The 20,865-nt window shown below is 61.9% G+C and carries 21 protein-coding genes; 13 read left to right on the forward strand and 8 right to left on the reverse strand.

Annotated features, from left to right (window positions below; genetic code table 11):
- The first annotated feature begins 44 nt into the window (after window positions 1-44).
- The 3 genes from BM194_RS03180 (at window position 45) to BM194_RS21190 (ending at window position 3,234) form a co-directional block, all read left to right on the forward strand.
- Entirely contained in the window at window positions 45-923 is an 879-nt protein-coding gene (locus BM194_RS03180; protein WP_143097563.1) for a hypothetical protein, read from the forward strand.
- Between the two features lie 121 nt (window positions 924-1,044).
- Window positions 1,045-2,184, forward strand: a complete 1,140-nt coding sequence (locus BM194_RS03185; protein WP_092843558.1) for a phospholipase D-like domain-containing protein — start codon at window positions 1,045-1,047, stop codon at window positions 2,182-2,184.
- Window positions 2,185-2,799: 615 nt separating this feature from the next.
- A complete protein-coding gene (locus BM194_RS21190) occupies window positions 2,800-3,234 on the forward strand; it encodes a con-10 family general stress protein (RefSeq protein ID WP_092843560.1) in 435 nt (144 codons plus the stop codon).
- Window positions 3,235-3,339: 105 nt separating this feature from the next.
- Here the strand turns inward: BM194_RS21190 and BM194_RS03195 are convergent, their stop codons facing one another.
- Together BM194_RS03195 and BM194_RS03200 are read right to left on the reverse strand one after the other, a co-directional pair.
- Window positions 3,340-3,642, reverse strand: a complete 303-nt coding sequence (locus BM194_RS03195; protein ID WP_092843562.1) for a hypothetical protein — start codon at window positions 3,640-3,642, stop codon at window positions 3,340-3,342.
- 67 nt (window positions 3,643-3,709) lie between these two features.
- Window positions 3,710-4,336: a YbhB/YbcL family Raf kinase inhibitor-like protein gene (locus BM194_RS03200; RefSeq protein ID WP_092843564.1), complete on the reverse strand. Its 627-nt coding sequence runs from the start codon at window positions 4,334-4,336 to the stop codon at window positions 3,710-3,712.
- Between the two features lie 123 nt (window positions 4,337-4,459).
- On the opposite strand from BM194_RS03200, the gene BM194_RS03205 reads away from it, so the two are divergent.
- Window positions 4,460-5,299, forward strand: coding sequence for a helix-turn-helix transcriptional regulator (locus tag BM194_RS03205; protein WP_092843566.1), 840 nt, complete (start codon window positions 4,460-4,462; stop codon window positions 5,297-5,299).
- Here BM194_RS03205 and BM194_RS03210 read toward each other — a convergent pair.
- Entirely contained in the window at window positions 5,269-6,513 is a 1,245-nt protein-coding gene (locus BM194_RS03210) for a M20 family metallo-hydrolase (protein WP_092843568.1), read from the reverse strand. The genes BM194_RS03205 and BM194_RS03210 overlap by 31 nt on opposite strands.
- A gap of 165 nt (window positions 6,514-6,678) precedes the next feature.
- Here BM194_RS03210 and BM194_RS03215 point away from each other — a divergent pair, with 165 nt between their 5' ends.
- The 4 genes from BM194_RS03215 to BM194_RS03230 all read left to right on the forward strand — a co-directional run bounded on the left by BM194_RS03215 (window position 6,679) and on the right by BM194_RS03230 (window position 10,962).
- Window positions 6,679-8,100 carry an aminotransferase gene (locus BM194_RS03215; protein WP_092843570.1) on the forward strand — a complete coding sequence of 474 codons (1,422 nt, stop codon included), beginning with the start codon at window positions 6,679-6,681 and terminating at the stop codon, window positions 8,098-8,100.
- 69 nt (window positions 8,101-8,169) lie between these two features.
- The gene (locus tag BM194_RS03220; protein ID WP_092843572.1) at window positions 8,170-9,516 is read left to right on the forward strand and encodes a Na+/H+ antiporter NhaC family protein; all 1,347 of its coding nucleotides are present in this window, start codon (window positions 8,170-8,172) and stop codon (window positions 9,514-9,516) included.
- Window positions 9,517-9,523: 7 nt separating this feature from the next.
- On the forward strand, window positions 9,524-10,630 hold the full coding sequence (gene aguA, locus BM194_RS03225) for an agmatine deiminase (protein ID WP_092843574.1): 1,107 nt from the start codon (window positions 9,524-9,526) through the stop codon (window positions 10,628-10,630).
- An 83-nt stretch (window positions 10,631-10,713) separates the two neighbouring features.
- Window positions 10,714-10,962: a hypothetical protein gene (locus BM194_RS03230; protein WP_092843576.1), complete on the forward strand. Its 249-nt coding sequence runs from the start codon at window positions 10,714-10,716 to the stop codon at window positions 10,960-10,962.
- Between the two features lie 7 nt (window positions 10,963-10,969).
- On the opposite strand, the gene BM194_RS03235 is transcribed toward BM194_RS03230, so the two are convergent.
- A complete protein-coding gene (locus BM194_RS03235) occupies window positions 10,970-11,674 on the reverse strand; it encodes an extensin-like domain-containing protein (RefSeq protein ID WP_092843578.1) in 705 nt (234 codons plus the stop codon).
- Window positions 11,675-12,195: 521 nt separating this feature from the next.
- Here BM194_RS03235 and BM194_RS03240 point away from each other — a divergent pair.
- Complete coding sequence (locus tag BM194_RS03240; RefSeq protein ID WP_092843580.1) at window positions 12,196-13,476, forward strand: MFS transporter; 1,281 nt, start codon at window positions 12,196-12,198, stop codon at window positions 13,474-13,476.
- 48 nt (window positions 13,477-13,524) lie between these two features.
- Here BM194_RS03240 and BM194_RS03245 read toward each other — a convergent pair whose 3' ends face one another.
- From BM194_RS03245 to BM194_RS03250, 3 genes are all read right to left on the reverse strand, one after another.
- Complete coding sequence (locus BM194_RS03245; RefSeq protein ID WP_092843582.1) at window positions 13,525-14,994, reverse strand: dihydrolipoyl dehydrogenase; 1,470 nt, start codon at window positions 14,992-14,994, stop codon at window positions 13,525-13,527.
- Window positions 14,995-15,076: 82 nt separating this feature from the next.
- Complete coding sequence (locus BM194_RS20575; protein WP_177223327.1) at window positions 15,077-15,238, reverse strand: hypothetical protein; 162 nt, start codon at window positions 15,236-15,238, stop codon at window positions 15,077-15,079.
- Window positions 15,239-15,308: 70 nt separating this feature from the next.
- Window positions 15,309-16,931, reverse strand: coding sequence for a BCCT family transporter (locus BM194_RS03250; RefSeq protein ID WP_092843584.1), 1,623 nt, complete (start codon window positions 16,929-16,931; stop codon window positions 15,309-15,311).
- A gap of 140 nt (window positions 16,932-17,071) precedes the next feature.
- Here BM194_RS03250 and BM194_RS03255 point away from each other — a divergent pair, with 140 nt between their 5' ends.
- From BM194_RS03255 to BM194_RS03270, 4 genes are all read left to right on the forward strand, one after another.
- A complete protein-coding gene (locus BM194_RS03255; protein ID WP_092843586.1) occupies window positions 17,072-17,683 on the forward strand; it encodes a YqaA family protein in 612 nt (203 codons plus the stop codon).
- 89 nt (window positions 17,684-17,772) lie between these two features.
- The gene (locus BM194_RS03260) at window positions 17,773-18,768 is read left to right on the forward strand and encodes an LLM class flavin-dependent oxidoreductase (RefSeq protein ID WP_092843588.1); all 996 of its coding nucleotides are present in this window, start codon (window positions 17,773-17,775) and stop codon (window positions 18,766-18,768) included.
- 84 nt (window positions 18,769-18,852) lie between these two features.
- Window positions 18,853-19,584 (forward strand): AzlC family ABC transporter permease, encoded by a 732-nt coding sequence (locus BM194_RS03265; protein WP_092843590.1) that lies wholly within the window; start codon window positions 18,853-18,855, stop codon window positions 19,582-19,584.
- A complete protein-coding gene (locus BM194_RS03270; protein WP_092843593.1) occupies window positions 19,581-19,895 on the forward strand; it encodes an AzlD family protein in 315 nt (104 codons plus the stop codon). The genes BM194_RS03265 and BM194_RS03270 overlap by 4 nt, the downstream gene beginning before the upstream one ends.
- On the opposite strand, the gene tal is transcribed toward BM194_RS03270, so the two are convergent.
- Complete coding sequence (tal, locus tag BM194_RS03275; protein WP_092843595.1) at window positions 19,896-20,846, reverse strand: transaldolase; 951 nt, start codon at window positions 20,844-20,846, stop codon at window positions 19,896-19,898.
- Between the last annotated feature and the right edge of the window lie 19 nt (window positions 20,847-20,865).

Genomic DNA, 20,865 nt, shown 5'->3' on the forward strand with positions numbered 1-20,865 from the left:
CTATGTATCAGCATGTTTCGTTTGCCATGGAGGGCATCGCAGCCATGTCGCACAATCCTGATTGCGTCACCGCAAACCAGCTACGCCAGGCCTTTGGCGGTCCACCGTTCGACGTGGATAATGAGTTGCTCGACTACCTGGCGCAGCAGGTCTGCCAGACCTTCTTCCGGACCTGCCGTGTCGTGCCTCAGGCCTTGGCCGGGGTCGACGAGAACGCTTCCTGCGCCTGCAAGGGCGTCAGCACCGGACAGCCGCACCGTCCCGGCGATTACCGGCGTGTCGCGGACTTCCTCGACGCCCTTGCCGAAGGTCGGACCAGCGAGGACGGCAATCCCGCCAACTTCCGGCTGCGTACCATTCGCGATCGACTGGGCATTCCCCTGTTGATGACCGAACATGCAGCCGCCCGGTTCCAGATCGACCACAAGCGTATCGTGGAAAAACTGGCCAGCGACCCCGGCCTGTACGACTGGTGGTGCAACGTCGCCGACGAATGCGAGCGGATCCTGGGAGCCATGCCGCTATCGGCGCTGCTCTTCAAGCACGCCTCTCGTGCCCGGGCCGCCATCGACCGCGAGGCCCAGCAAACGGCAACCCAGGCCGCAGCGTCCCTCCCGTCGACACGGCAGCCTCATGACGCGCGTCGCGGCGGCCTGGCGGCTCACAAGATGCAGGAAAACCGCATCAACGGCTTGTGCCGGCGTATCTGGACCGAGTTTCAGGGCCAGGCACTCACACCTGAAACCGGCACAGGGTTGCAACAGGTGTTGGCTGCGATGAAGGAAGAACACGGCGCCAAGGTGACACGCTCGGTCGTCGTCCGCTTGCGTACCCAGTACGATCCCGCATCGCAGTGGTGTAACCGCGAGCTCTGGAAACAGGTCTTTGCGGCGCATATTCCGCTGGATACCGCGACACAATGAGCTGCCAAGCCACTCGGCCACCCTGGCACAGCCTGTCCTGAGCGCTTAAGGTAATTACCTGACTTGGCCAAGGATGGTCAACAACGCTCCGCGAAAGGCCAGGGAGGGCCCAACCGCAGCCATGCATGACGAGTGGACACAAGGCAATCGTTTCGAACTCCTGCCAGCCGCCGAAAACTATGTTCCGGCCATGCTTTCGGCCATCGAGAGTGCCAGGCATTCGATTCTCTTCGAACAGTACCTGATGGAATCCGGCCATCACGCCGACCTGTTCGTGGACGCGCTGGCCAAGGCCGCCCGACGCGGCGTGCCTGTCTATCTTCTGCTCGATACCTATGGGACCAAGGGATTCACGCATCGCGATCGCCAGCGCCTGATAGATGCCGGTGCTGCGCTGCGCCTGTTCAATCCCGTAACGCCAGGGCGCCTGTCGAAGAGCTTGGCGCGAGATCATCGCAAGCTGTTGCTGATCGATCATCGCGTCGCATTTACCGGCGGTTTCTGCATCACTGACAAGTTCCTCTATGACTGGTACGACATCGCCATTAAGGCCGAGGGTCCCGTCGTCGAGGACTGGGCGGCGCTATTTTCCCGGGCGTGGTCGGTTTCCCGAGCGTGGTCGGCGGCGATGCAGTACCGTCACCCACGTCCCTTGCCTGTAAACAGGCCGACAGGCTCTGGCGAATCAGGAAACGACGCTTCCGGCATGCTCGGCCGGGTGGTGCACGGCGAAGGCCGTCGATATCAGGAAATCCGCTTTTCGTTGCAACGCCGGATCAGCGCGGCCCAGCAACGCGTGTGGCTGTACACGCCTTACTTCCTCCCCACGTTCAGCCTGCGCCGACGCCTGATGGCTGCGGCCCGGCGCGGTGTCGACGTCAGGCTGCTGGTTGCCGGCCCTCGTCATGATCACCCCAGCGTGCGCTATACCGGTCAGCACTTCTATCGACGCCTGTTGCGTGCCGGTGTACGAATCTACGAATACCAGCCGACCTTCACCCATGCCAAGTTCTGTCTGGCCGACGACTGGAGCACGATCGGTTCCTGCAACTTCGACCACTGGAGCCTGCGCTGGAACCTGGAAGCCAACCAGGAAGTCATCAGTACTCGCTTCGCCCGGGAAGTGCGCCAATTGTTCGAAGACAACCTTGCACGGAGCCACGAGATCGATCCGGTGACCTGGGCAAGGCGCCCCAAGTGGCAAGCCTGCCGTGAACGCGTGCTGGGAACAGCCAATGCCTGGCTGACCCTACTGCGTTAGACGTGCCACCCAATTCGACCCATTGCCACCACCCAAACCGGTCGAGACCGCCTGACGAGCCATGACGCGGCGCTTCATGTGAGCGCTACGAGCAAGATTGCTTGAGACTGAGTGTCACGACGCTCGCAAATGGTGCAGGGCTTCATGCGCATGAATCATGGGGTATAGCGTATTCAAACGTGCAGGAACGATAAACATGGATTAATCCATGCAAGAGATAAGCCTTGGTAACTTATTGTCCCTTCAGGAACATAACCCCCATGAACACCAGCATTATTGCAGCAAAAACGTAACGTGAACGAAGCGAAAAAACCCCAAATCATTCTAATAGAGCAATTCAAAAACAATAACTTATAAAACAACGTATTTATCACTTTATACATCTCATTAGCCTGCAAATTCGTTAGCTTTTATTAATCAATGAAAAGAAATGAAATCGCTTGCCGTTTAGCCTTGCATAACCTCATTAGCGAACCTACGTTTCCCAATAACGGCGCTGATCAACGGCCCCGACGCAATTGGCCTAGCCAAGTCGGCAAGTGAAAAGTCAGTACCGTTGAGCGTAATAGACGGAATTGTTACGTATTCCATTGATGGACGAAGGAGGTGTTAGTCATGGCAGAACATCGTGGTGGTTCTGGTAACTTTGCCGAAGACCGCAAGAAAGCTTCCGAAGCTGGCCAGAAAGGCGGTCAGCACAGCGGTGGCAACTTCGCCAATGACCCCCAGAAGGCGTCCGAAGCCGGCCACAAGGGTGGTCAGCAGAGCGGCGGCAACTTCGCCAATGATCCGCAACGCGCTTCCGAAGCCGGCCACAAGGGTGGCCAGCAAAGTGGCGGCAACTTCAAGAACGATCCGGAGCGTGCCTCTGAAGCCGGCCACAAGGGCGGCCAGCAGAGCAGTGGCAACTTTGCCAACGATCCGGAGAAAGCGTCTGAAGCCGGCCAGAAAGGTGGCCAGCACAGTGGCGGTAACTTCGCCAACGATCCGAAGAAGGCCTCGGAAGCCGGTAAGAAAGGAGGCCAGCACAGCGGTGGTGGCAATCGCTAAGATGGCCTGACTGCTGACTCAAGGAAGAGTAAATCAGGAAAACGGAGTTTCCCTGGCACCGCCAACAGGTACGCCCTGTTGGCGGTTTGTTTTGGCCATTCGCTGCTAATCGGAAACGGTAATGCCGACGTCCCGACAGCTCTTGTCGAACTCGGCTTCGCTGACCAGAGAATCGCCTTCCTGGCGCAAGCCGACGATACGCCGCGTGTCGTCGACGACGCCCACCTGCTGCAGGCAGGAAGTCAACGCCTCCACGGCGGTATGTCCTTCGCATTGCGCCATCAATGCCCCGCCATGTTCGCCCTGGGCAGTGTACCTGTCCGTATCTCGCTCCAGGCGGATAACGACCGAGTCGCTCTCCTGGTTCTCATTGCGAACATCGATGATGAATCGTTGCAGCTCGGCCATGAAGTCACCTCTTCGTCTGCCGACACGACCCTCCGGGGACGGCCGTGTCGCATTCACTCACCGGCAGTTACTGGCGAAGGTCGGCATTCAGCGTATACGTGCCCGTCACCGTTGCCTGGTCGAGAATATGCCCTTCCATAGCCTTCAGGGCTTCGTCGCCGGTGAATTCGCCAGCCAGTCCCAGCGATTCGGTATCCAGGGCATAGACAGTGAAATGGTAGTGATGAACCCGTTCATCGTTCCAGGGCGGACAGGGGCCGTCATAGCCGCCGTAGGTGCCGCCCATGTCGGGGTCGCTGGCCAGGAAATCGGTAAAGGTGTTGATACCCCGCAAGCCAATGGACGTCTGTCCCGGCGCCTTGCCCTTGGGTGTGACACCGTCGGAGTCCTCGCCCTCGCCGATCGCCCGGGTCTCGCCGGGAATATCGACCACCACCCAATGGAAGAAATCGACACGCGCCATACTGGACGGCAGTGTCTTGTCTTGTTGATTGACGTCACTGGGGTCGCCGGGCACGTCCGGGTCGACCACGACAACGGCAAAGCTACGGGTCTTGTCGGGCACGTCTGACCAGGTCAGCGCGGGATTTCGATTGGGGCCCAACGTCATCGGCTCGCCATCGCCGGGCACCCCGAAGGCGAACGTCTCGGGAATCGGCTGCTGGTCCTTGATACCTTGAACGGTTAGCTTCATCGATTTCTCCTGTGTCGATGGGTGATATCCGCTTCAGACTAGTTCAGGCGCTGGCGCCACGACCAGCCATGCTAACAGCAAAAGATGGTAGTCTCGGCTATCCCCAGCTTGCATAGCATTTCCATGACCCTCGATCTGCTCGCTCAGCCCGCCAGTCTCGACTGGCACCTATGCCTGGCCCGGCTCATCCGCAACGCCGGTACCCCAGCCTTTCCCGGCTTGCTCGAACAGAGCCTGCGCGAGCGGATCGCCTTCGACTCGATACTGGTCAATACCTACAAGGGACGCCATCGCCCCCTGCTCATCCATGACGACTGCCCTGCCCCCCTGCGTCCCGTGTGGATCGAGCGTTACCTGAGCGAAGCCTACCTGCTCGACCCTTTTTTCGCGGCGGTGCAGCGCGGCCTCGACAGTGGCGCGCATCGCTTGCACGAACTTGCCCCGGACCGCTTCGAGGCCAGCGATTATTACCACCACTACTATCGCGCGCTGGGCCTTGGCGACGAGGTCGGGCTGTTCACCCGGGTCGCCCCGGATGTTGTGCTGGTCGTGTCGCTGGGGTTTCGGCGTGACGGCGCACGGTTGACCCGTCGCCACTTCCAGGCATTGCGTCATGTCGCCCCGGTCATGGAGGCCCTGCTCGGCGAATACTGGCACTGGCAGGGCAGCCAGTTCCAGGCCAGCCTGGAGGCGCAAGAGCCGGTGGAGGCGGCGTTTGCCAGCTTCGGCCAGGGCCTGTTGACCACGCGCGAGCAGGAGATCGTCCGGCTGCTGCTCGCCGGCCACTCGACCAAATCGGCCGCCCGCGAACTAGGCATCAGCGACGGCACCGTCAAGGTGCATCGCAAGCACCTCTATCAGCGGCTCGACGTGTCTAGCCAGTCGCAACTGTTCCGACTATTTCTCGATCACGTCTCGCTGGTCTCGCGCCGTCAGTCCGACGTCGCCACCCCGGCACGCTGAAGCAGGGTATCGCCCAGCACCTGGCAGCCCTGCGCGCAGTGTTCGGGCGAGGCGTATTCGGCCTCGTTATGGCTGATGCCATCTCGACAGGGCACGAAGATCATCGCCGTGGGGGCAACGCGCGAGACATAGACCGAGTCATGGCCGGCGCCGCTGAGCATGCGCCGGTAACTCAGGCCGCGCTGTCGGGCCGCTGATTCCACGGTGTCGATGCACTCGGCATCGAAGTGAACGACAGGCGAGGCCCAGACTCGTTCATGGCTCACCATGACGCCGAAGGCCGCGCTGCAATCCGCCAGCTCCCGCTCGAAGCGTTGCTCCAGGGCGTCGAGTACGATCTCGTCGACGTGACGCAGGTCGACGCTCAGGCACACCTCACCAGGCACGACGTTACGCGAGCCCTGGGCGATCTCCAGGCAGCCGAAGGTCACCTTGGTGTGCCCGCTCTCGTCCGCCAGGGCGTGGCTCTGAAGGCGGTCGATGAGCCGCGCAGCAGCGGCCAGGGCATCGCGACGCAGGCGCATCGGAGTAGGCCCGGCATGCGCCGTCTGCCCCGTGAAGGTCACGTCGTACCAGCGCATACCCTGCACGCCGGCCACCACACCGATGCTCTCGCCGACCGCCTCCAGCACCGGGCCCTGCTCGATATGCAGCTCGAAGAAGCTGTCGAGACGCGGCTCGCCGACTGCCAGGTCTCCAGCGAACCCACACGCCTGCAATGCCTCGTCGAACGTCACGCCATCCCTGTCGGTACGTGCCAGGGTCGAGGCGATGCTGAACTCGCCGGCGTAAGTGCCCGAAGCGACCATCGCCGGTGCGAAGCGACTGCCCTCCTCGTTGGTCCATACCACCAGTTCCAGCGGACGCTCGGTCACCACGCCATGGTCGTCGAGGGTACGGAACACCTCGAGTCCGGCCAACACGCCGAGGATACCGTCGAAGCGTCCGCCCTGCGGCTGGGTGTCGAGGTGGCTGCCGGTGGCCACCGGATCGAGGTCGTCGCGACGTCCGGCGCGGCGGATGAACAGGTTGCCGACCCGGTCGACCCGCCACGTGCAACCGAGCGCCTCGCACCAGTCGATCAGCAGGCGGCGACCGGCGGCGTCCTCCTCGGTCAGCGCCAGGCGGCAACTGCCGCCGTTGGGAGTGGGGCCGATCTCGGCCATGGTCATGAGCGAATCCCACAGCCGCTCGGCATCGATGTCGAGGTGCATGCGCCTTGTCTCCCGTGTCGTTGATGGATGTGAAGACGATAGGGAGGAAAGGAATCGCACCGATATACCCCAATCGGGATATGTCACGGCGCGCGGGGTCGTCGTTAGGCTCGACCATGAACCGGCTGGCCAGCCCGACACCCACGATAACAAGAGACCATCGACATGCGGACTTCCGCCCACCTCTCCTCGAAAGCGACTTCGGACACACCCGATATCCGAGCGCTGTGGCAGAAGGACAAGGACCATTTCATCCATCCATTCACCGACTTCAGCGTCTTCCATGAACGGGGCTGCGACCTGATCACCGACAGCCAGGGCATTCACGTTCAGGACGCCCACGGCAAGCGCTTCATCGACGGCATCGCCGGGTTGTGGTGCGTCAATGTCGGCCATGGCCGGCGCGAGATCGGTGAGGCGATGGCCGAGCAGGCCACACGAATGGCCTACTTCTCGACCTTCAACAACCTCTCCAACGCGCCGGCGGCGGAACTGGCCGCCAAACTCGCCGAGCTGGCCCCCGCGCACCTCAACCATGTGTTCTACAGTTGCGGTGGCTCGGCGGCCAATGACGCCACCATCCGCCTGGTGCATTACTACTTCAACCGCCTCGGCAAGCCGGACAAGAAACGCATCCTGTCGCGCACCAACGCCTACCACGGCACCACCTACCTGGCCGCCACCCTGACCGGCATCGTCAGCAACAACTGGGCCTTCGACACCCTCGAGCATCTGGTCACGCACCTGAGCGAGGCCAACTGCTATCGCCGTCCCGAAGGCATGAGCGAAAGCGAGTATTGCGACCATCTCGTCAAGGAACTCGAGGACACGATCGCTCGTATCGGGGCGGATAATATCGCCGCGTTCATCGCCGAGCCGATCATGGGCGCCGGTGGCGTACTGGTCGCGCCACCGAGATATCACCAGCGGATGCAGGCGGTATGCCGCGCCAACGAGATTCTCTACATTGCCGATGAAGTGGTTACCGGCTTCGGCCGCCTGGGGCATTTCTTCGCTTCCGAGGCGGTATTTGACACCCAGCCGGACATCATCAACTGCGCCAAGGGGCTGTCATCAGGCTATGCACCGCTGGGTGCAACGCTGATTTCCGACGAGCTTTACGAGGTGCTGTCCACCCCACAGGGGCCGGGTGGCGTGCTGAGTACCGGCTTTACCTACTCCGGTCATCCAGTGAGTTGCGCAGCGGCGCTCAAGAACATCGAGATCATGGAACGTGAGGCGATCTGCGAAAACGTCCTCGACGTCGGCCCCTATCTCGAGGAGCGTCTCTCGTCGCTGTCGCACCACGCCACGGTGGGTGACGTGCGCGGCAGTCGCTTCATGATGTGTCTTGAGAACGTCGCCGACAAGGCGACCAAGGCGCTGCTGCCGGTGGAAGCGCGGGTCGGCGACCGGGTGGCCTTCGAGGCCCAGCAGCGCGGCTTGATCATTCGCCCCGTAGGTCACCTCAATATCGTCTCGCCCCCGCTGATCTGGACCCGCGGCGTTGTCGACGAAGTGGTATCGATTCTCGACGACGCATTGAGCGCGACAACCCGATCGCTCGCGGCCGATGGCTTCCTGTGATACCGCAGACGGGCTCTCTGCGGCCCGTCGCAATCAACGCACCACTGACAACAACAAGCGAGACAGCGAATGGATACGTTTGGCCCCTGGAGCCTTTTTCCTACCCTGATCGTGCTGCTGATGGCGATCGTCACGCGACGCACCATCGAGTCCCTCATGACAGGTGCCCTGGTCGGCATGCTGATGCTCGACCCTGGCAGTGTGGTCACCCAACTCTCGGATACCCTGCTCAGCGTACTCGGCAACGATATCGTCACCTGGATCGTGCTGGTCTGCGGGCTATTCGGCAGCCTGATCGCCCTGCTGGTGCGTACCGGTGGCGTCCTGACATTCGGGGATGTGATGACGCGACGCATCCATGGTCGCCGCCAGAGCCTGCTGACCACTTGGGTACTCGGGCTGGTCATCTTCGTCGACGATTACCTGAACGCTCTGGCGATCAGCGCCTCGATGAAGAAGATCACCGACCGCTTCAAGGTCTCGCGGGAGATGCTGGCTTACGTTGTCGACTCGACAGCAGCGCCGATCTGTATTCTGGTTCCGTTTTCCACATGGGCAGTATTCTTTGCCGGCCTTCTGGAAGATAATGGCGCTACCGGCAACGGCATGGGGCTGTACATCGAGTCGATCCCCTACATGTTCTATGCGTGGGTGGCAGCTGCGGTGGTGCCCCTGGTTGCCATGGGCTGGATTCCCGCCATCGGGCCCATGAAGCGTGCCGAGGCACGTGCCGCCGCCGGCCAATCGATGCCCGACGGCGCCGAAGAAAGCGCCCTGGAAGTCGACGAGACCAACCAGCGTCGTCCCCATCTGCTCAACTTCCTGCTGCCCATCGCCTCCCTGATCTTTTTCACCTGGTATTTCGATATCGATATCCTGCGTGGCGTCATCGTGGCACTGGCCGTCACGTTGGCGCTCATCTTCAGCCAGCGCCTGATGAGCTTTCATGCCGTGTTCGACACGGCCCTGGAAGGGTTCAAGTCGATGCTGATGCCCCTGGGCACGCTGGTGGCCGGGTTTACCCTGAAGGAAATCAACGATGGGCTGGGACTGACCCATTACGTCATCACCACGCTCGAACCTCTGATGACAGCCCAGATGCTGCCAGCGGTGGTGTTCGTCACCATGGCATTCCTGGCCTTCGCCACGGGCTCGTTCTGGGGCCTGTTTGCCGTAGCCATGCCCATCGTGCTGCCCTTGGCGGCAAGCGTCGGGGCTGACATGCCGCTGGTCATCGGCGCCCTGATCTCGGCCAGCGCCTTTGGCAGTCACGCATGCTTCTACGGCGACTCCACCGTGCTCTCGGCGCAGGGTAGCGGCTGTACGCCCATGGCACATGCGCTGACCCAGCTACCCTATTCCCTGATTGCCGCCACGCTGGCAACTCTGATATTCCTGACGGCAGGACATTTGTGAGGTTTCAATGAACACGACCGGGACATCATCCGCCTCTCCCACCCCCGCCGAGCTTGGCTTTCGCATGCCGGCGGAATTCGCCCCGCACGATGCCTGCTGGATGCTATGGCCGCAGCGCCCCGATAACTGGCGCTACGGTGGCAAGCCGGCCCAGGCCACCTTCGTGGAAGTGGCCAAGGCCATCGCCGAAAGCGAGACGGTGTTCATCGGCGTCAACGACGACCAGTACGAGAATGCGCGCCACCAGTTGCCCGATCACATCCGTGTCGTCGAGCTGTCGAGCAACGATGCCTGGATGCGTGACGTCGGCCCCACGTTCCTGACTCACCCGGATGGACGGCTTGCCATGGTCGACTGGGAATTCAACGCCTGGGGCGGCCTCAGCGGCGGGCTCTATTTCCCGTGGGACAAGGACCGGCGCATTCGCCTGAAGATCGCCGAGATGCTCGGCGTACAACGCTTCTTTACTCCGCTGGTGCTGGAAGGCGGCTCGATCCATGTGGACGGTAAAGGCACCCTGATCACGACCGAGGAGTGCCTGCTCAATCCCAACCGCAATCCGAACATGACCAAGGCCGACCTGGAGAAACTGCTCGGCGACTTCCTGGGCGTGACCAAGGTGATCTGGATTCCGCGCGGCTGCCATCAGGACGAGACCGACGGCCACATCGACAACCTGTGCTGCTTCGTCGCCCCCGGTGAAGTGGTCCTGACCTGGACCGACGACGAAAGCGACCCGCAACACGCCATCTCCCGAGAGGCCCTGGAGGTCCTCGAGTCGTCCACCGACGCTCGGGGACGCCGGTTTACCGTGCACAAGCTGCCGATGCCAGGCCCGTTGACCATTGCCGAGGCCGAGGCCAGCGGCGTCGATCGCTTGAGCAGCTCACGCCCGCGCCAGCCCGGCGATCGCATGGCCGGCTCCTACGTCAACTTCTATATCGGCAACACGGTAGTGGTTATGCCACGCCTCGACCCGACGCATGACGACGAGGCCAAGGCCATTCTCGAGGGGTTGTTTCCAGGACGCCGCGTGATCGGCGTCGATGCCCGAGAAATTCTGCTCGGCGGTGGCAACATCCACTGCATTACCCAGCAACAACCCAAGGCCTGATATCGTTTCGCTGCGCTTGGCTGCCACGCTGCCTCTTTTCTATGTTCAGTGTGTTGCAGCCAATTCAGGGAAAGGAGGCCACCATGAAAGCATTGCAGCAGGGAGCCCTTATCGTACTCTTGGGCATGGGCGTGACTGCCTGTGGCACATCGACTACCGAACGCGCAACCAGTGGTGCGGGTATCGGTGCTGCTGTCGGTGCCGGAACGGCAGCCGTCACCGATACTGGCCTATTGACAGGCACAGCCATCGGCGCTGCCGTAGGCGCAGCGGGCGGAGCCTTGACCGAGGAGGACACGCTCAACCTCAACGAGCTGTCCCTCACCGACTAGACCCGTTTCAACGGCAAATACTGACGCCGCGCACGCCAAGATGAAAGTGATTGGCATGCGCGGCGTTGTAGTCTGGACCGAGTACGGTACCGAACAGGCCGCAGGCATCCTCTTGGGCCTGATGCAGGAACTCGCCCGCCTCCCCTTCATCGTCCCAGTCACTAAGCAGCTCTATTCGGCGTCCGCTTTCCAGCCGAAAGGCCGCGACATCCAGCGCATCCGCAGTCGCATGTTCGCTGCGCCGGGCATTGGCTCGGTGATAAATGTTGCGGCAGGCGAAGCTGCCGTAATGCTCGACGCCTGTCACCGGCTGCCTGAACACGTCGCGGGCCAGCGGTTGCAGACGATGCCGTTCGTAGAGCGCCCAGGTCAGCGCCAGCGGACAGCTGGCCACGAAACTGCGGTTGAACGTGACCGCGCTTCGCTGTATCCGCACCACGTTCTCCAGCGGACAGCCCTCGACGGGCGTATGAGGCGCCAGCGGCGTGTAGACCAACGACTCCCCCGGCGTTGTCTGTAGCGCAGCAAGACAGGCCTCCGGATTGTCTTCCAGGCGCTGCAGCTTCCACTGCGTGACCGGAGTGATCGGGTCGGCAACCCGCAATGGCTGCCAAGGGTTCCATTCCCGCGGTATCGCCCACCACTGCTTTTCGAAGCCGATACCCACCACGATCAGCACCAGGCCAATCACTTCGCGTGCATGAATCCTCATGGCATTCCCGTTGCGTGGATTCAAGCAGAGCGTAGCGCGTCATGGCGGTGGAAAAAACGGCACATAAAAAAACCCCGCACCAGGCGGGGCAAGCTCCACGAGAGAATGCTCGAGCGGTCAGGCCAGCTTGCGCTGTCGGTACTGGTCGACTATCACAGCTTCGAGATGACATAGACCATCACCAAATGACGACGCACGTTGGTAACCGAGACGCGAGCGGTTTACGGGTTGACGCCGATAGCATAGGTGTACTTGCCATAGCAGGTGTATTTCAGGACGACATGAAAAATCACAGCGACGCCAAGCAGCGTCTCGACACTGTTAGTGGATCCTTAACCTACCGATCGAGACTATCGAGCGTTCTCATGTCGAAGGATGCTGGGCGCGCATCAACGAAATGTAGCCAGGTGACTCTCCCCCATAAACATCCCAGTATCTAATTAGCCTGCAACCAATTAGCCAAGATGACCTTTATCTCCGGTAAGCCTAGAATCGATAGGTCCTTCTTACCGGGAGTCTTCATGGCCAGCGATTCACCGTCTCGCTTCGAGGCAACGCCACAGGAACGGCGCATTCCCCTCGCCTTCTTCTCTTTTTTGCTGTCGCGCCTGGCCGCGGTGTTCGCCATGCAGATCCAGGCGGTGGTCGTGGCCTGGCAGGTCTACGACATCACCCGCGACCCGCTGTCGCTGGCCTACGTCGGTCTTGCCCAGTTCCTGCCCATGGTCGTGCTGCTGTTGCCGGCCGGCGATCTGGTCGACCGTTTCAACCGCAAGCACATCCTCTCCATCAGTTGGGCCGTGCAGGCGCTGTGCAGCGCCCTGCTGCTGTGGCTATCGTACACGGCCTCGAGTGACGTGACCGGCTTCTATGCCGTACTCGCCCTGTTCGGCTGTGCCCGCGCCTTCACCGGCCCAACGCTGCAGAGCCTGCTGCCGCAGATCGTGCCTCGCGCGCAGCTCTCCCGCGCCATCGCCCTGAACAGCTCGATCATGAAGATTGCGGTGATCGGCGGCCCTCTGCTCGGCGGTATCCTCTATGCCTATGGTGGTAGCCTGACCTACGCCGTGTGCCTGGTCTGTTTCCTGCTCGGCCTGGCGCTGCTGGTCACGGTGCCGGTGCGTTTTCGCAAGGAAGCCCGTCCGCAGGAGACCACGGCCTGGAAGCGCTTCACTGCGGGTATCGCCTACATACGCAACAAGCCCATCATCCTCGGCGCCATTTCGCTGGACTTGTTCGCCGTCCTGCTGGGTGGTGTGATCGCCCTACTGCCGATCTATGCCCAGGAAATCCTGCATGTCGGCCCCGAGGGGCTGGGCGCACTGCGCAGTGCCATCGCCATCGGCGCGCTGCTGATGGGCATCTATCTGGGCGTACGCGAACTCAAGCGCAACGTGGGGTGGATCATGTTCGTGGCGGTGGCGGTCTTCGGCCTCGCCAACCTGGTCTTCGCGCTGTCGACGGTGTTCTGGGTATCGTGGCTGGCCCTGTTGGTGGCCGGCGCTGCCGACATGATCAGCGTCAACGTGCGTATTACGCTGATTCAGCTCGCCACCCCCGACGAGATGCGCGGCCGCGTCAATGCCGTCAACATGCTGTTCATCGGGTCGAGCAATGAGCTCGGCGAGTTCCGTGCTGGCACCAGTGCGGCCTGGTTCGGCGCCGTGCCGGCGGCGGTCGTAGGCGGACTCGGTACGCTCGCCGTCGTCGGGCTGTGGATGAAAGTGTTTCCGTCACTGCGCCAGGTCAATCGCTTCGAGGATGCCACGCAGGAACTACCGGCGCGGGAAGCCACCGCCTGAATGGCTAGCAATATGATGCATAGGTGATTACACGCCAGAACTCGCCTATCAGGCGCCCGGCCCGCACTCAGTGCACTGGTCGAGCATCGCCGGTTCGAGCAGCAACTTGGCATTGAGATCACGCAGCGCCGTGCGTATCCCTTCCTCCAGGGTCGGGTGATAGAACGGCATGTTAAGCATCTGGTGCACGCTCATGCGCTGCTGGCAGGCCCAGGCCAGCAAATGCCCGAGATGCTCGGCCTGAGGGGCAAGAAGTTCGGCGCCTAGAAACAGGCCGGTACCGTATTCACCGTACAGGTGCACCCAGCCGTGATTCTGACGCATGACCTTGGCACGCCCCTGATTTTCGTAGTTCAATTCGCCAATCGCATAGTCCTGCCCCAGCACATGGGTCTTCTCGATCTCGGGCCGGCTGAGCCCCACACTGGCGATCTGTGGCTCGCTAAAGACGATTGCCAGGGAGACGCGCCGATAGCCGGCCCGCAAGTCAGGGAAGCGCCCCGCGTTATGCCCGGCGATACGCCCCTCGTCGGTCGCCTCGTGCAGCAGCGGTTCAGCATGGTTGGCATCGCCCGCAATGAAAACGTGACTGGCCCCTCCGCGCGTGTCGTAACACTGCAGGGTATGCCGGTCGTAGAGGGGTATTCCCTTGTCGTTGGTCTCGATGCCCGCCTTCTCCAGCCCCAGGCCAGCGAGATTGGGTCGACGGCCGGTCGCCGCCAGCAGATAGTCGAAGCGCTCGGTCAGCCGTTCGCCGCTGCGGCGGTCGACGAACGTCACGCGGACACCGTCGTCATCCTCCTGGATGTCGCTGGTTTCCGCTTCCGGATCGAGATAGAACTCCTCGTTGAAAAGGGACACGGCCGCGGAGCGCAGTGCTTTGTCCTGCAGGCCGCCCACGCCACCGCTGCGCCCGAACAGGCGCACCCGGACACCGAGGCGCGCCAGCGCCTGCCCCAGCTCCAGCCCGACGATGCCGGGCCCGAACACGGCGACCGACTCGGGCAACTCATGCAGGTCGAAGATCGTGTCGCTGGTCAGGATGCGCTTACCGGCGGCCTGCAGCGGCTCGGGAATGTGCGGCGAGGAGCCGGTGGCAACGATGGCGCGAGAAAAACGCACTCGCGTGTGGTCGGCAACGGCCAAGGTATGGTCATCTTCGAAGCGCGCCTGGCCACGCAGCTTGTCCTCGGCGGGAAAGTCCTCGATCGAGTCGAGTATGGTGGCGACGAATGCATCACGCCCTTCTCGCACCCGCTGCATCACGGCATGCTTGTCGATAATGACATCGCTCTCGATACGCGCCCCGAACGGCGCAATATGCCGGGCGTCATGAACGGCATTGGCAGCAGCAATCAGCAGCTTGCTGGGCATGCAACCGGTGCGTGCACAGGTGGTGCCGTAGTCGCCGCCTTCGACGAGAATCACGGAAGGGGTATGTTTCTTGGCGGCACGGTAGGCACTCAGTCCGGCACTTCCCGCACCGATGATGACAACGTCAACGTTGCGATCCTGCATCGAACCTCTCCCTGTCGGCCACTTCTAACCGTAGCAGCTTGGAAGAGGTTTCACCCATGTAGCATCAATGCAGCCAGACAGGCTAGCCCACGACCAGGCTGATGATCAGCGCGACACCACCCACCACCAGCGCGGTGATAACGGCAATATCGAGCAGGCGGTTGAGCCAGCGATCGGCAGGGGCCGCATGGCGTCGGGTCGCCCCCCGCCGATGCCGAGTCGATGATTTGGTGAAAGATCGCATGACGGCGCCCCGCATTGACTCCGCTAAATCCCTATTATGCGCCAGCCCATGCGTTTATCACCATCTCGGCTCAAGTGTTGATACGCCGATTGACCACATTGGGCGCACGACGATAGCGGTCCTCGTCCGCCAGCGACTCGGCCTCGAAGGCATCTGCCCCGACCGGTGTCTCGCCATGGCGACGGTAGAGCGAGGTCAACATCGCCTTGCGGTCGGCACGCAGTTCGTTGATCAGCACGAACATCATGCCGAAGATGATGAACGTGAACGGCAACGCCGAAAGCACCGCGGCCGACTGCAGGCCTTTCAGCCCCCCCGCGATGATCAGCGTCAGGCAGATGGCCGCGATCAGCAGCCCCCAGGCGATGCGCTTGAACAGCGGTGGGTTGATCGAGCCATTATCAGTCATCTGCGCCACGATATAGGTCGCCGAATCCGCCGACGTCACCAGGAAGATGAAGATCAGCAGCAGCCCGACGACCGACAGCACGTTGGAGAATGGCATCAGGTCGAACATCCGGAACAGGGCCACGGTGATGTTCTCGTCGGTGGCCTGAGCCAGGCCCACGTCCTGTGTCATCTCCATGTTGATCGCCGCGCCACCGAACACGCCGATCCACAGGCAAGCCAGCAAGGGCGGCACGATCAGCACACCGAACACGTACTCCTTGATGGTACGCCCCCGCGATACGCGGGCCACGAACGTGCCCACGAACGGCGACCAGGCAATCACCCAGGCCCAGTAGAAGATTGTCCAGTCATTGGCCCAGGTATTATCGCTATAAGGCGAAACCCGCAGGCTCATGCCGATGAAGTGCTGCAGATAATCGCCGATACCCAGCGTGATGGTTTCCAGGATTGCCAGGGTCGGCCCGGTGAACAGTACGTAGAGCATCAACGCGAAGCACAAGGTCAGGTTGATATTGGACAGACGCTTGATGCCCTTGTCGAGGCCCGACCAGGTCGAGGCCATGTAACACACGAACATGGCGCCCATGATGGCAAACTTCCAGAACACGTTCTGTTCGATCCCGAACACCGCGTTCAGGCCGCCATTGATCTGCAGCACGGCCAGGCCGATCGAGGTCGCCACCCCCATGACCGTGGCAACCACGGCAAAGATGTCCAAGGCAGGCGCATAGCGGCGCGACTTGGGGTACTTGGCGGTGACCGGCGCCAACACTGACGAGACCAGGCCGGCCTGTCCCTTGCGGAACTGGTAATAGGCAATGATCAGGCCCACCATCGAGAACGCGGCCCACTGGTGCACGCCCCAGTTGAAGAAACTGTATTGGATGGCATAGCGCGCTGCGGCGGCGGTTTCCGGCTCGACATCGCCATACGGCGGGTGCAGGTAATGGGTCATCGGTTCGGCCATGCCGTAGAACACCAGCCCGACCCCGAACCCGGCCGCCAAGAGCATGGCCACCCACGAAAAGAAGGAATACGAGGGCGAACTGTCCTGTGGGCCCAGCTTGATCTTGCCGTACTTGCTGAACGCCAGGACGAACAAAAACAGCACGAAACCGAAAACCGAAAACAGGTAGAACCAGCCGAAATAGCGTCCGATGGTGCTCAAGGCAGCATTTGCAACATCACCAAAATGCTGCGGAAACGCAGCGCCCACGGCGACCAGCGCAAGAATGATGCATGCCGAAATGGTAAAGACTCGGTGCCTTCCAAGATTGGCCATGAGGATTTCCTTATCCGGTTATCGCCTCAAACAGGTATATCGTCTACTTTGGCTTCATAGCGCTTCGCAAAACTTCCGTTAGCATGCGAGCTTCACCAACGTTAGGCAAATCTTAGGCAAAACGGATACATTTTCAATCGATGCCGTTACCTTCCTTCACCTTATTGACATCGACCACGGCCTGGCTGAACAAGCTTTCCGAGTCGCGCAATGCCTACTGGCTGTTGTTTGTGGCCTCGATGATGGAAACCCTGATCGTCCCGATTCCCATCGAGGTGATTCTGATTCCATGGATGCTGTGCCATCCCGAGAAGAAATGGCGTATCGCCGCCGTGGCACTGGCCGGCAACCTCGTCGCTGCGTCGATCGGTTATTGGCTTGGCAATCTGGTCATGGATCAGTGGGGCGATACGCTGATCCAGCTATTTGGCGGACAGGCGGCGTACTCCGATTTCCAGACCCGGTTCAATCAGGATGGTTTCATGGCCATCGCCGCCATCGCCGTGGTTCCGGTGCCCTTCCAGATTGCCATGCTGGTCGCCGGCGTTAGCGATTATCCGTTCCCCTTGTTCGTTCTTGCGGCAGTCATGGCACGCAGCATCCGCTATTTCGGACTGGCGATCCTGGTGCAGATTTTCGGCAATGCGGCGATGCGGGTCTGGAATCGTCATTCACGCCCGGTCGGTATCGGACTGGTGGTGGTCTTCTTCGTGTGGGTAGGTTGGCAATTCAAAGGATCTCTACCTATCTAGCAGCTTGTATTCCTGCCGAACTGGCCCAACCTGAGGGAAGTACTAAGGGTGCTAACGAAGCACCCTGCACCGTTCATCAGGGAGGCCCCATGAGCCGACTCTCTTCCACGCCGCTGTCCGTGCTCGACCTGGCGCCGATCCGCCAGGGTGGCAATGTATCCGAAACCTTCACCGAAACCGTCGGACTGGCCCGGCATGTCGAGACGCTGGGCTTTCATCGCTACTGGCTGGCCGAGCATCACAACATCGACGGTATCGCCAGCGCCGCCACCGCGGTGCTGATCGGGCATGTCGCCGGGGCGACACAGCGCATTCGCGTCGGTGCCGGCGGGATCATGCTGCCCAACCACCCGCCGCTGGTGATTGCCGAGCAGTTCGGCACCCTGGAAACGCTGTATCCCGGGCGCATCGACCTGGGACTGGGCCGCGCGCCGGGCTCCGACGGTGCCACCATGGCAGCGATGCGTCGCGACCCGCGATCCGGCGTCAACGACTTCCCCGACCAGCTCGACGAACTGCGCCGCTACCTGGGCGATCCCGCGCCCCACCAGCGCGTGCGCGCCATGCCCGGGCAAGGCACGCATGTGCCGATCTGGCTGCTCGGCTCGAGTGGCTACAGTGCCCAGCTCGCCGCACGTCTGGGCCTGCCCTTCGCCTTTGCCGCGCAGTTCGCGCCTGGCTATCTGTTCGAGGCGCTGCGCCTGTACCGAGAGCAGTTCCGCCCTTCCGAAGTGCTGGATAAGCCCTACGCCATGGTCGGCATGCCACTGATCGCCGCCGACAGCGACGAACAGGCACGTTTCCTGGCGACCACCGCCCAGCAGAAATTCCTCAACCTGATTCGCGGTCGCAGCACGCGCGCCCTGCCCCCGGTCGAGCAACTCGACTGGTCGCCGCAGGAGCAGGCCATGGTCAGCCAGAACCTCGGCGCGGCGGTGATTGGTGGGCCGCAGACCGTGCGCGACGGCCTGGAGCGCTTTCTCGAGCAGACCGGCGCCGACGAGCTGATGGTCGCCACCGATGTCTATGCGCAAGCCGACCGGCTGCGTTCCTTCGAGATCCTCGCCGACGTCTGGAAGGGATAGGACCACTACCCTAACGCAGGGCTTGCGGTCGGCTCGCAGAGCGGCGCAGGATACGGTGTCGCTAATATTTCACAGGCGGGCCACATGACTTCTTCCCGTTCCAGCGATGCGAGACTGGATCGCGCCGGTACCCTGGACGGCATGCGGCGCATGGCGCCGTTGTGCCTGTTCGTGGTTGCCTTTGGCCTGGCCTTCGGTGTCGCTGCCGTCCAGCGTGGGCTGAGCGAACTCGAAACCCTGCTGATGAGCGCCCTGGTGTTCGCCGGGGCGTCGCAGTTCGCGGCCCTCGAGCTATGGGGACCGGAGATTCCCCTGGTCGCCCTAGTGGCATCGACATTTGCCATCAACGCTCGCCATTTGTTGATGAGTGCGTCTCTCTATCCTTGGCTGCGCGGCCTACCGCCACGTCAACGCTATCTTTCGGTGGGCCTGATGAGCGATTCCAACTGGGCCTTGGCGGCGGACGACTATCGGCGTGGGGTAAATAACGTCGGGATGCTTGTGGGTGGCGGGCTGGCGCTGTGGCTGGCGTGGTTGCTCGGTACGCTACTCGGAGTAGTTTTCGGTAGTGGGATCACCGAGCCCGAGCGCTACGGGCTCGATGTGATCATGGGCTGCTTTCTGCTGTCGATGCTGGTCGGTGGTGCGCGCAGCCTGACCATGCTCATCCCGTGGAGTGTAGCGGCCATGGCGGCTATCGCCGCCATGTACTGGCTGCCACCCCACTCGCATGTCATTGTCGGGGCCTTGGCGGGCGGCCTGGTCGGCCTGTGGTTCCCGATAGACCGGGAGCGGCACAAGGAGGCAAGGACATGAGCCTGTCGACCAGCCCGGGCGGTGCGCTACTGGCGATTCTGATCATGGCGCTGGTGACCTACCTCACCCGCAGTGGCGGGGTGCTGGTCATGTCGCGCATTCCGATCGGTCCACGTGTCGAGCGCTTCATCAACGCCATGTCAGGCTCGGTGCTGGTCGCCGTCATTACACCGATGGCAGTTGCCGGCGACTGGGGTGCGCGTCTGGCCTTGCTGGTCACTCTCATGGTGATGCTGGCGACCCGCAAGCCACTGTTCGCCATCGGCGCCGGCATTCTCTGCGCGGCGCTATGGCGTTTCCTGATCCCCTGATCAACTTAGGCGTTCGGCAAGCCTTTCTTCCAGCGACACCTGATCGGCATCGAAACGCCGGATGCCTTCGGCCAGCTTGTCGTTGGCCATGGCGTCCTGGTTGTGTCCCCAGCGGAACTCGGCTTCGGTCATTGCCGGCAGACGCTCGGAAGCCTCGCCGACGTCGCTGATCTTGCGCTCGACCTCGCCTTGAGCCGCGGCGAGTTCCTCGAGCAGTTGTGGCGAAATGGTCAGGCGGTTGCAGCCAGCCAGCGCGAGGATCTGTCCCGTGGTACGGAAGCTCGCGCCCATCACCACGGTGTCGTAGGCATAGTCGCTGGCATAACGGCACACGCCGCGCACGAACTGCACGCCGGGGTCATCCTCGGGCGCGTAGTCCTTGCCGGTATCCTTCTTGTACCAGTCGGTGACGCGACCCACGAACGGCGAGATCAGATAGACACCGGCATCGAAGCAGGCACGCGCCTGGGCATCGCTGAACAGCAGCGTCAGGTTGCACTGGATGCCCTCGCGCTCCAATACCTCGGCGGCGCGAATGCCTTCCCAGGTCGACGCCAGCTTGATCAGCACCTTGTCGCGGCCGATGCCGGCGCGCTCGTACAGGTCGATCAACTGATGCGCCTTGGCGATACTGGCCTCGCGGTCGAACGAGAGTCGTGCCGCCACCTCGGTCGATACCCGGCCGGGCACGATACGTGCGATTTCGCTGCCAATGGCCACCGATAGCCGGTCGACGGCCTGCTCGATGCGCGCTTCGGTGTCGCTCACCTCGCCCTTGACCTCGGCCAGGGTGCGGTCGATGAGTTCCTGGTGGCCGGGCAGGTCGAAGGCCTTGAGAATCAGTGACGGATTGGTGGTGGCATCGTGGGGCTGGTAACGGCGGATCGCCTCCAGATCCCCTGTGTCGGCAACCACCATGGAAAGCTGCTTGAGTGCCTCGAGTTGCGTCATGAAAGATGTCCTGTACACG

This window comes from Modicisalibacter xianhensis (assembly GCF_900113605.1).
GTDB lineage: Bacteria > Pseudomonadota > Gammaproteobacteria > Pseudomonadales > Halomonadaceae > Modicisalibacter > Modicisalibacter xianhensis.

Coding starts and splice junctions, on each gene's coding strand:
- BM194_RS03220 (WP_092843572.1), top strand. CDS start 8,170: ATGGATACGTTTGGCCCCTGGAGCCTTTTTCCTACCCTGATCGTGCTG.
- BM194_RS03245 (WP_092843582.1), bottom strand. CDS start 14,994: ATGCAGGATCGCAACGTTGACGTTGTCATCATCGGTGCGGGAAGTGCC.
- BM194_RS21190 (WP_092843560.1), top strand. CDS start 2,800: ATGGCAGAACATCGTGGTGGTTCTGGTAACTTTGCCGAAGACCGCAAG.
- BM194_RS03240 (WP_092843580.1), top strand. CDS start 12,196: ATGGCCAGCGATTCACCGTCTCGCTTCGAGGCAACGCCACAGGAACGG.
- tal (WP_092843595.1), bottom strand. CDS start 20,846: ATGACGCAACTCGAGGCACTCAAGCAGCTTTCCATGGTGGTTGCCGAC.
- BM194_RS03185 (WP_092843558.1), top strand. CDS start 1,045: ATGCATGACGAGTGGACACAAGGCAATCGTTTCGAACTCCTGCCAGCC.
- BM194_RS03210 (WP_092843568.1), bottom strand. CDS start 6,513: ATGCACCTCGACATCGATGCCGAGCGGCTGTGGGATTCGCTCATGACC.
- BM194_RS03205 (WP_092843566.1), top strand. CDS start 4,460: ATGACCCTCGATCTGCTCGCTCAGCCCGCCAGTCTCGACTGGCACCTA.
- BM194_RS03230 (WP_092843576.1), top strand. CDS start 10,714: ATGAAAGCATTGCAGCAGGGAGCCCTTATCGTACTCTTGGGCATGGGC.
- BM194_RS03255 (WP_092843586.1), top strand. CDS start 17,072: ATGCCGTTACCTTCCTTCACCTTATTGACATCGACCACGGCCTGGCTG.
- BM194_RS03180 (WP_143097563.1), top strand. CDS start 45: ATGTCGCACAATCCTGATTGCGTCACCGCAAACCAGCTACGCCAGGCC.
- BM194_RS20575 (WP_177223327.1), bottom strand. CDS start 15,238: ATGCGATCTTTCACCAAATCATCGACTCGGCATCGGCGGGGGGCGACC.
- aguA (WP_092843574.1), top strand. CDS start 9,524: ATGAACACGACCGGGACATCATCCGCCTCTCCCACCCCCGCCGAGCTT.
- BM194_RS03265 (WP_092843590.1), top strand. CDS start 18,853: ATGACTTCTTCCCGTTCCAGCGATGCGAGACTGGATCGCGCCGGTACC.
- BM194_RS03200 (WP_092843564.1), bottom strand. CDS start 4,336: ATGAAGCTAACCGTTCAAGGTATCAAGGACCAGCAGCCGATTCCCGAG.
- BM194_RS03215 (WP_092843570.1), top strand. CDS start 6,679: ATGCGGACTTCCGCCCACCTCTCCTCGAAAGCGACTTCGGACACACCC.
- BM194_RS03250 (WP_092843584.1), bottom strand. CDS start 16,931: ATGGCCAATCTTGGAAGGCACCGAGTCTTTACCATTTCGGCATGCATC.
- BM194_RS03260 (WP_092843588.1), top strand. CDS start 17,773: ATGAGCCGACTCTCTTCCACGCCGCTGTCCGTGCTCGACCTGGCGCCG.
- BM194_RS03235 (WP_092843578.1), bottom strand. CDS start 11,674: ATGAGGATTCATGCACGCGAAGTGATTGGCCTGGTGCTGATCGTGGTG.
- BM194_RS03195 (WP_092843562.1), bottom strand. CDS start 3,642: ATGGCCGAGCTGCAACGATTCATCATCGATGTTCGCAATGAGAACCAG.
- BM194_RS03270 (WP_092843593.1), top strand. CDS start 19,581: ATGAGCCTGTCGACCAGCCCGGGCGGTGCGCTACTGGCGATTCTGATC.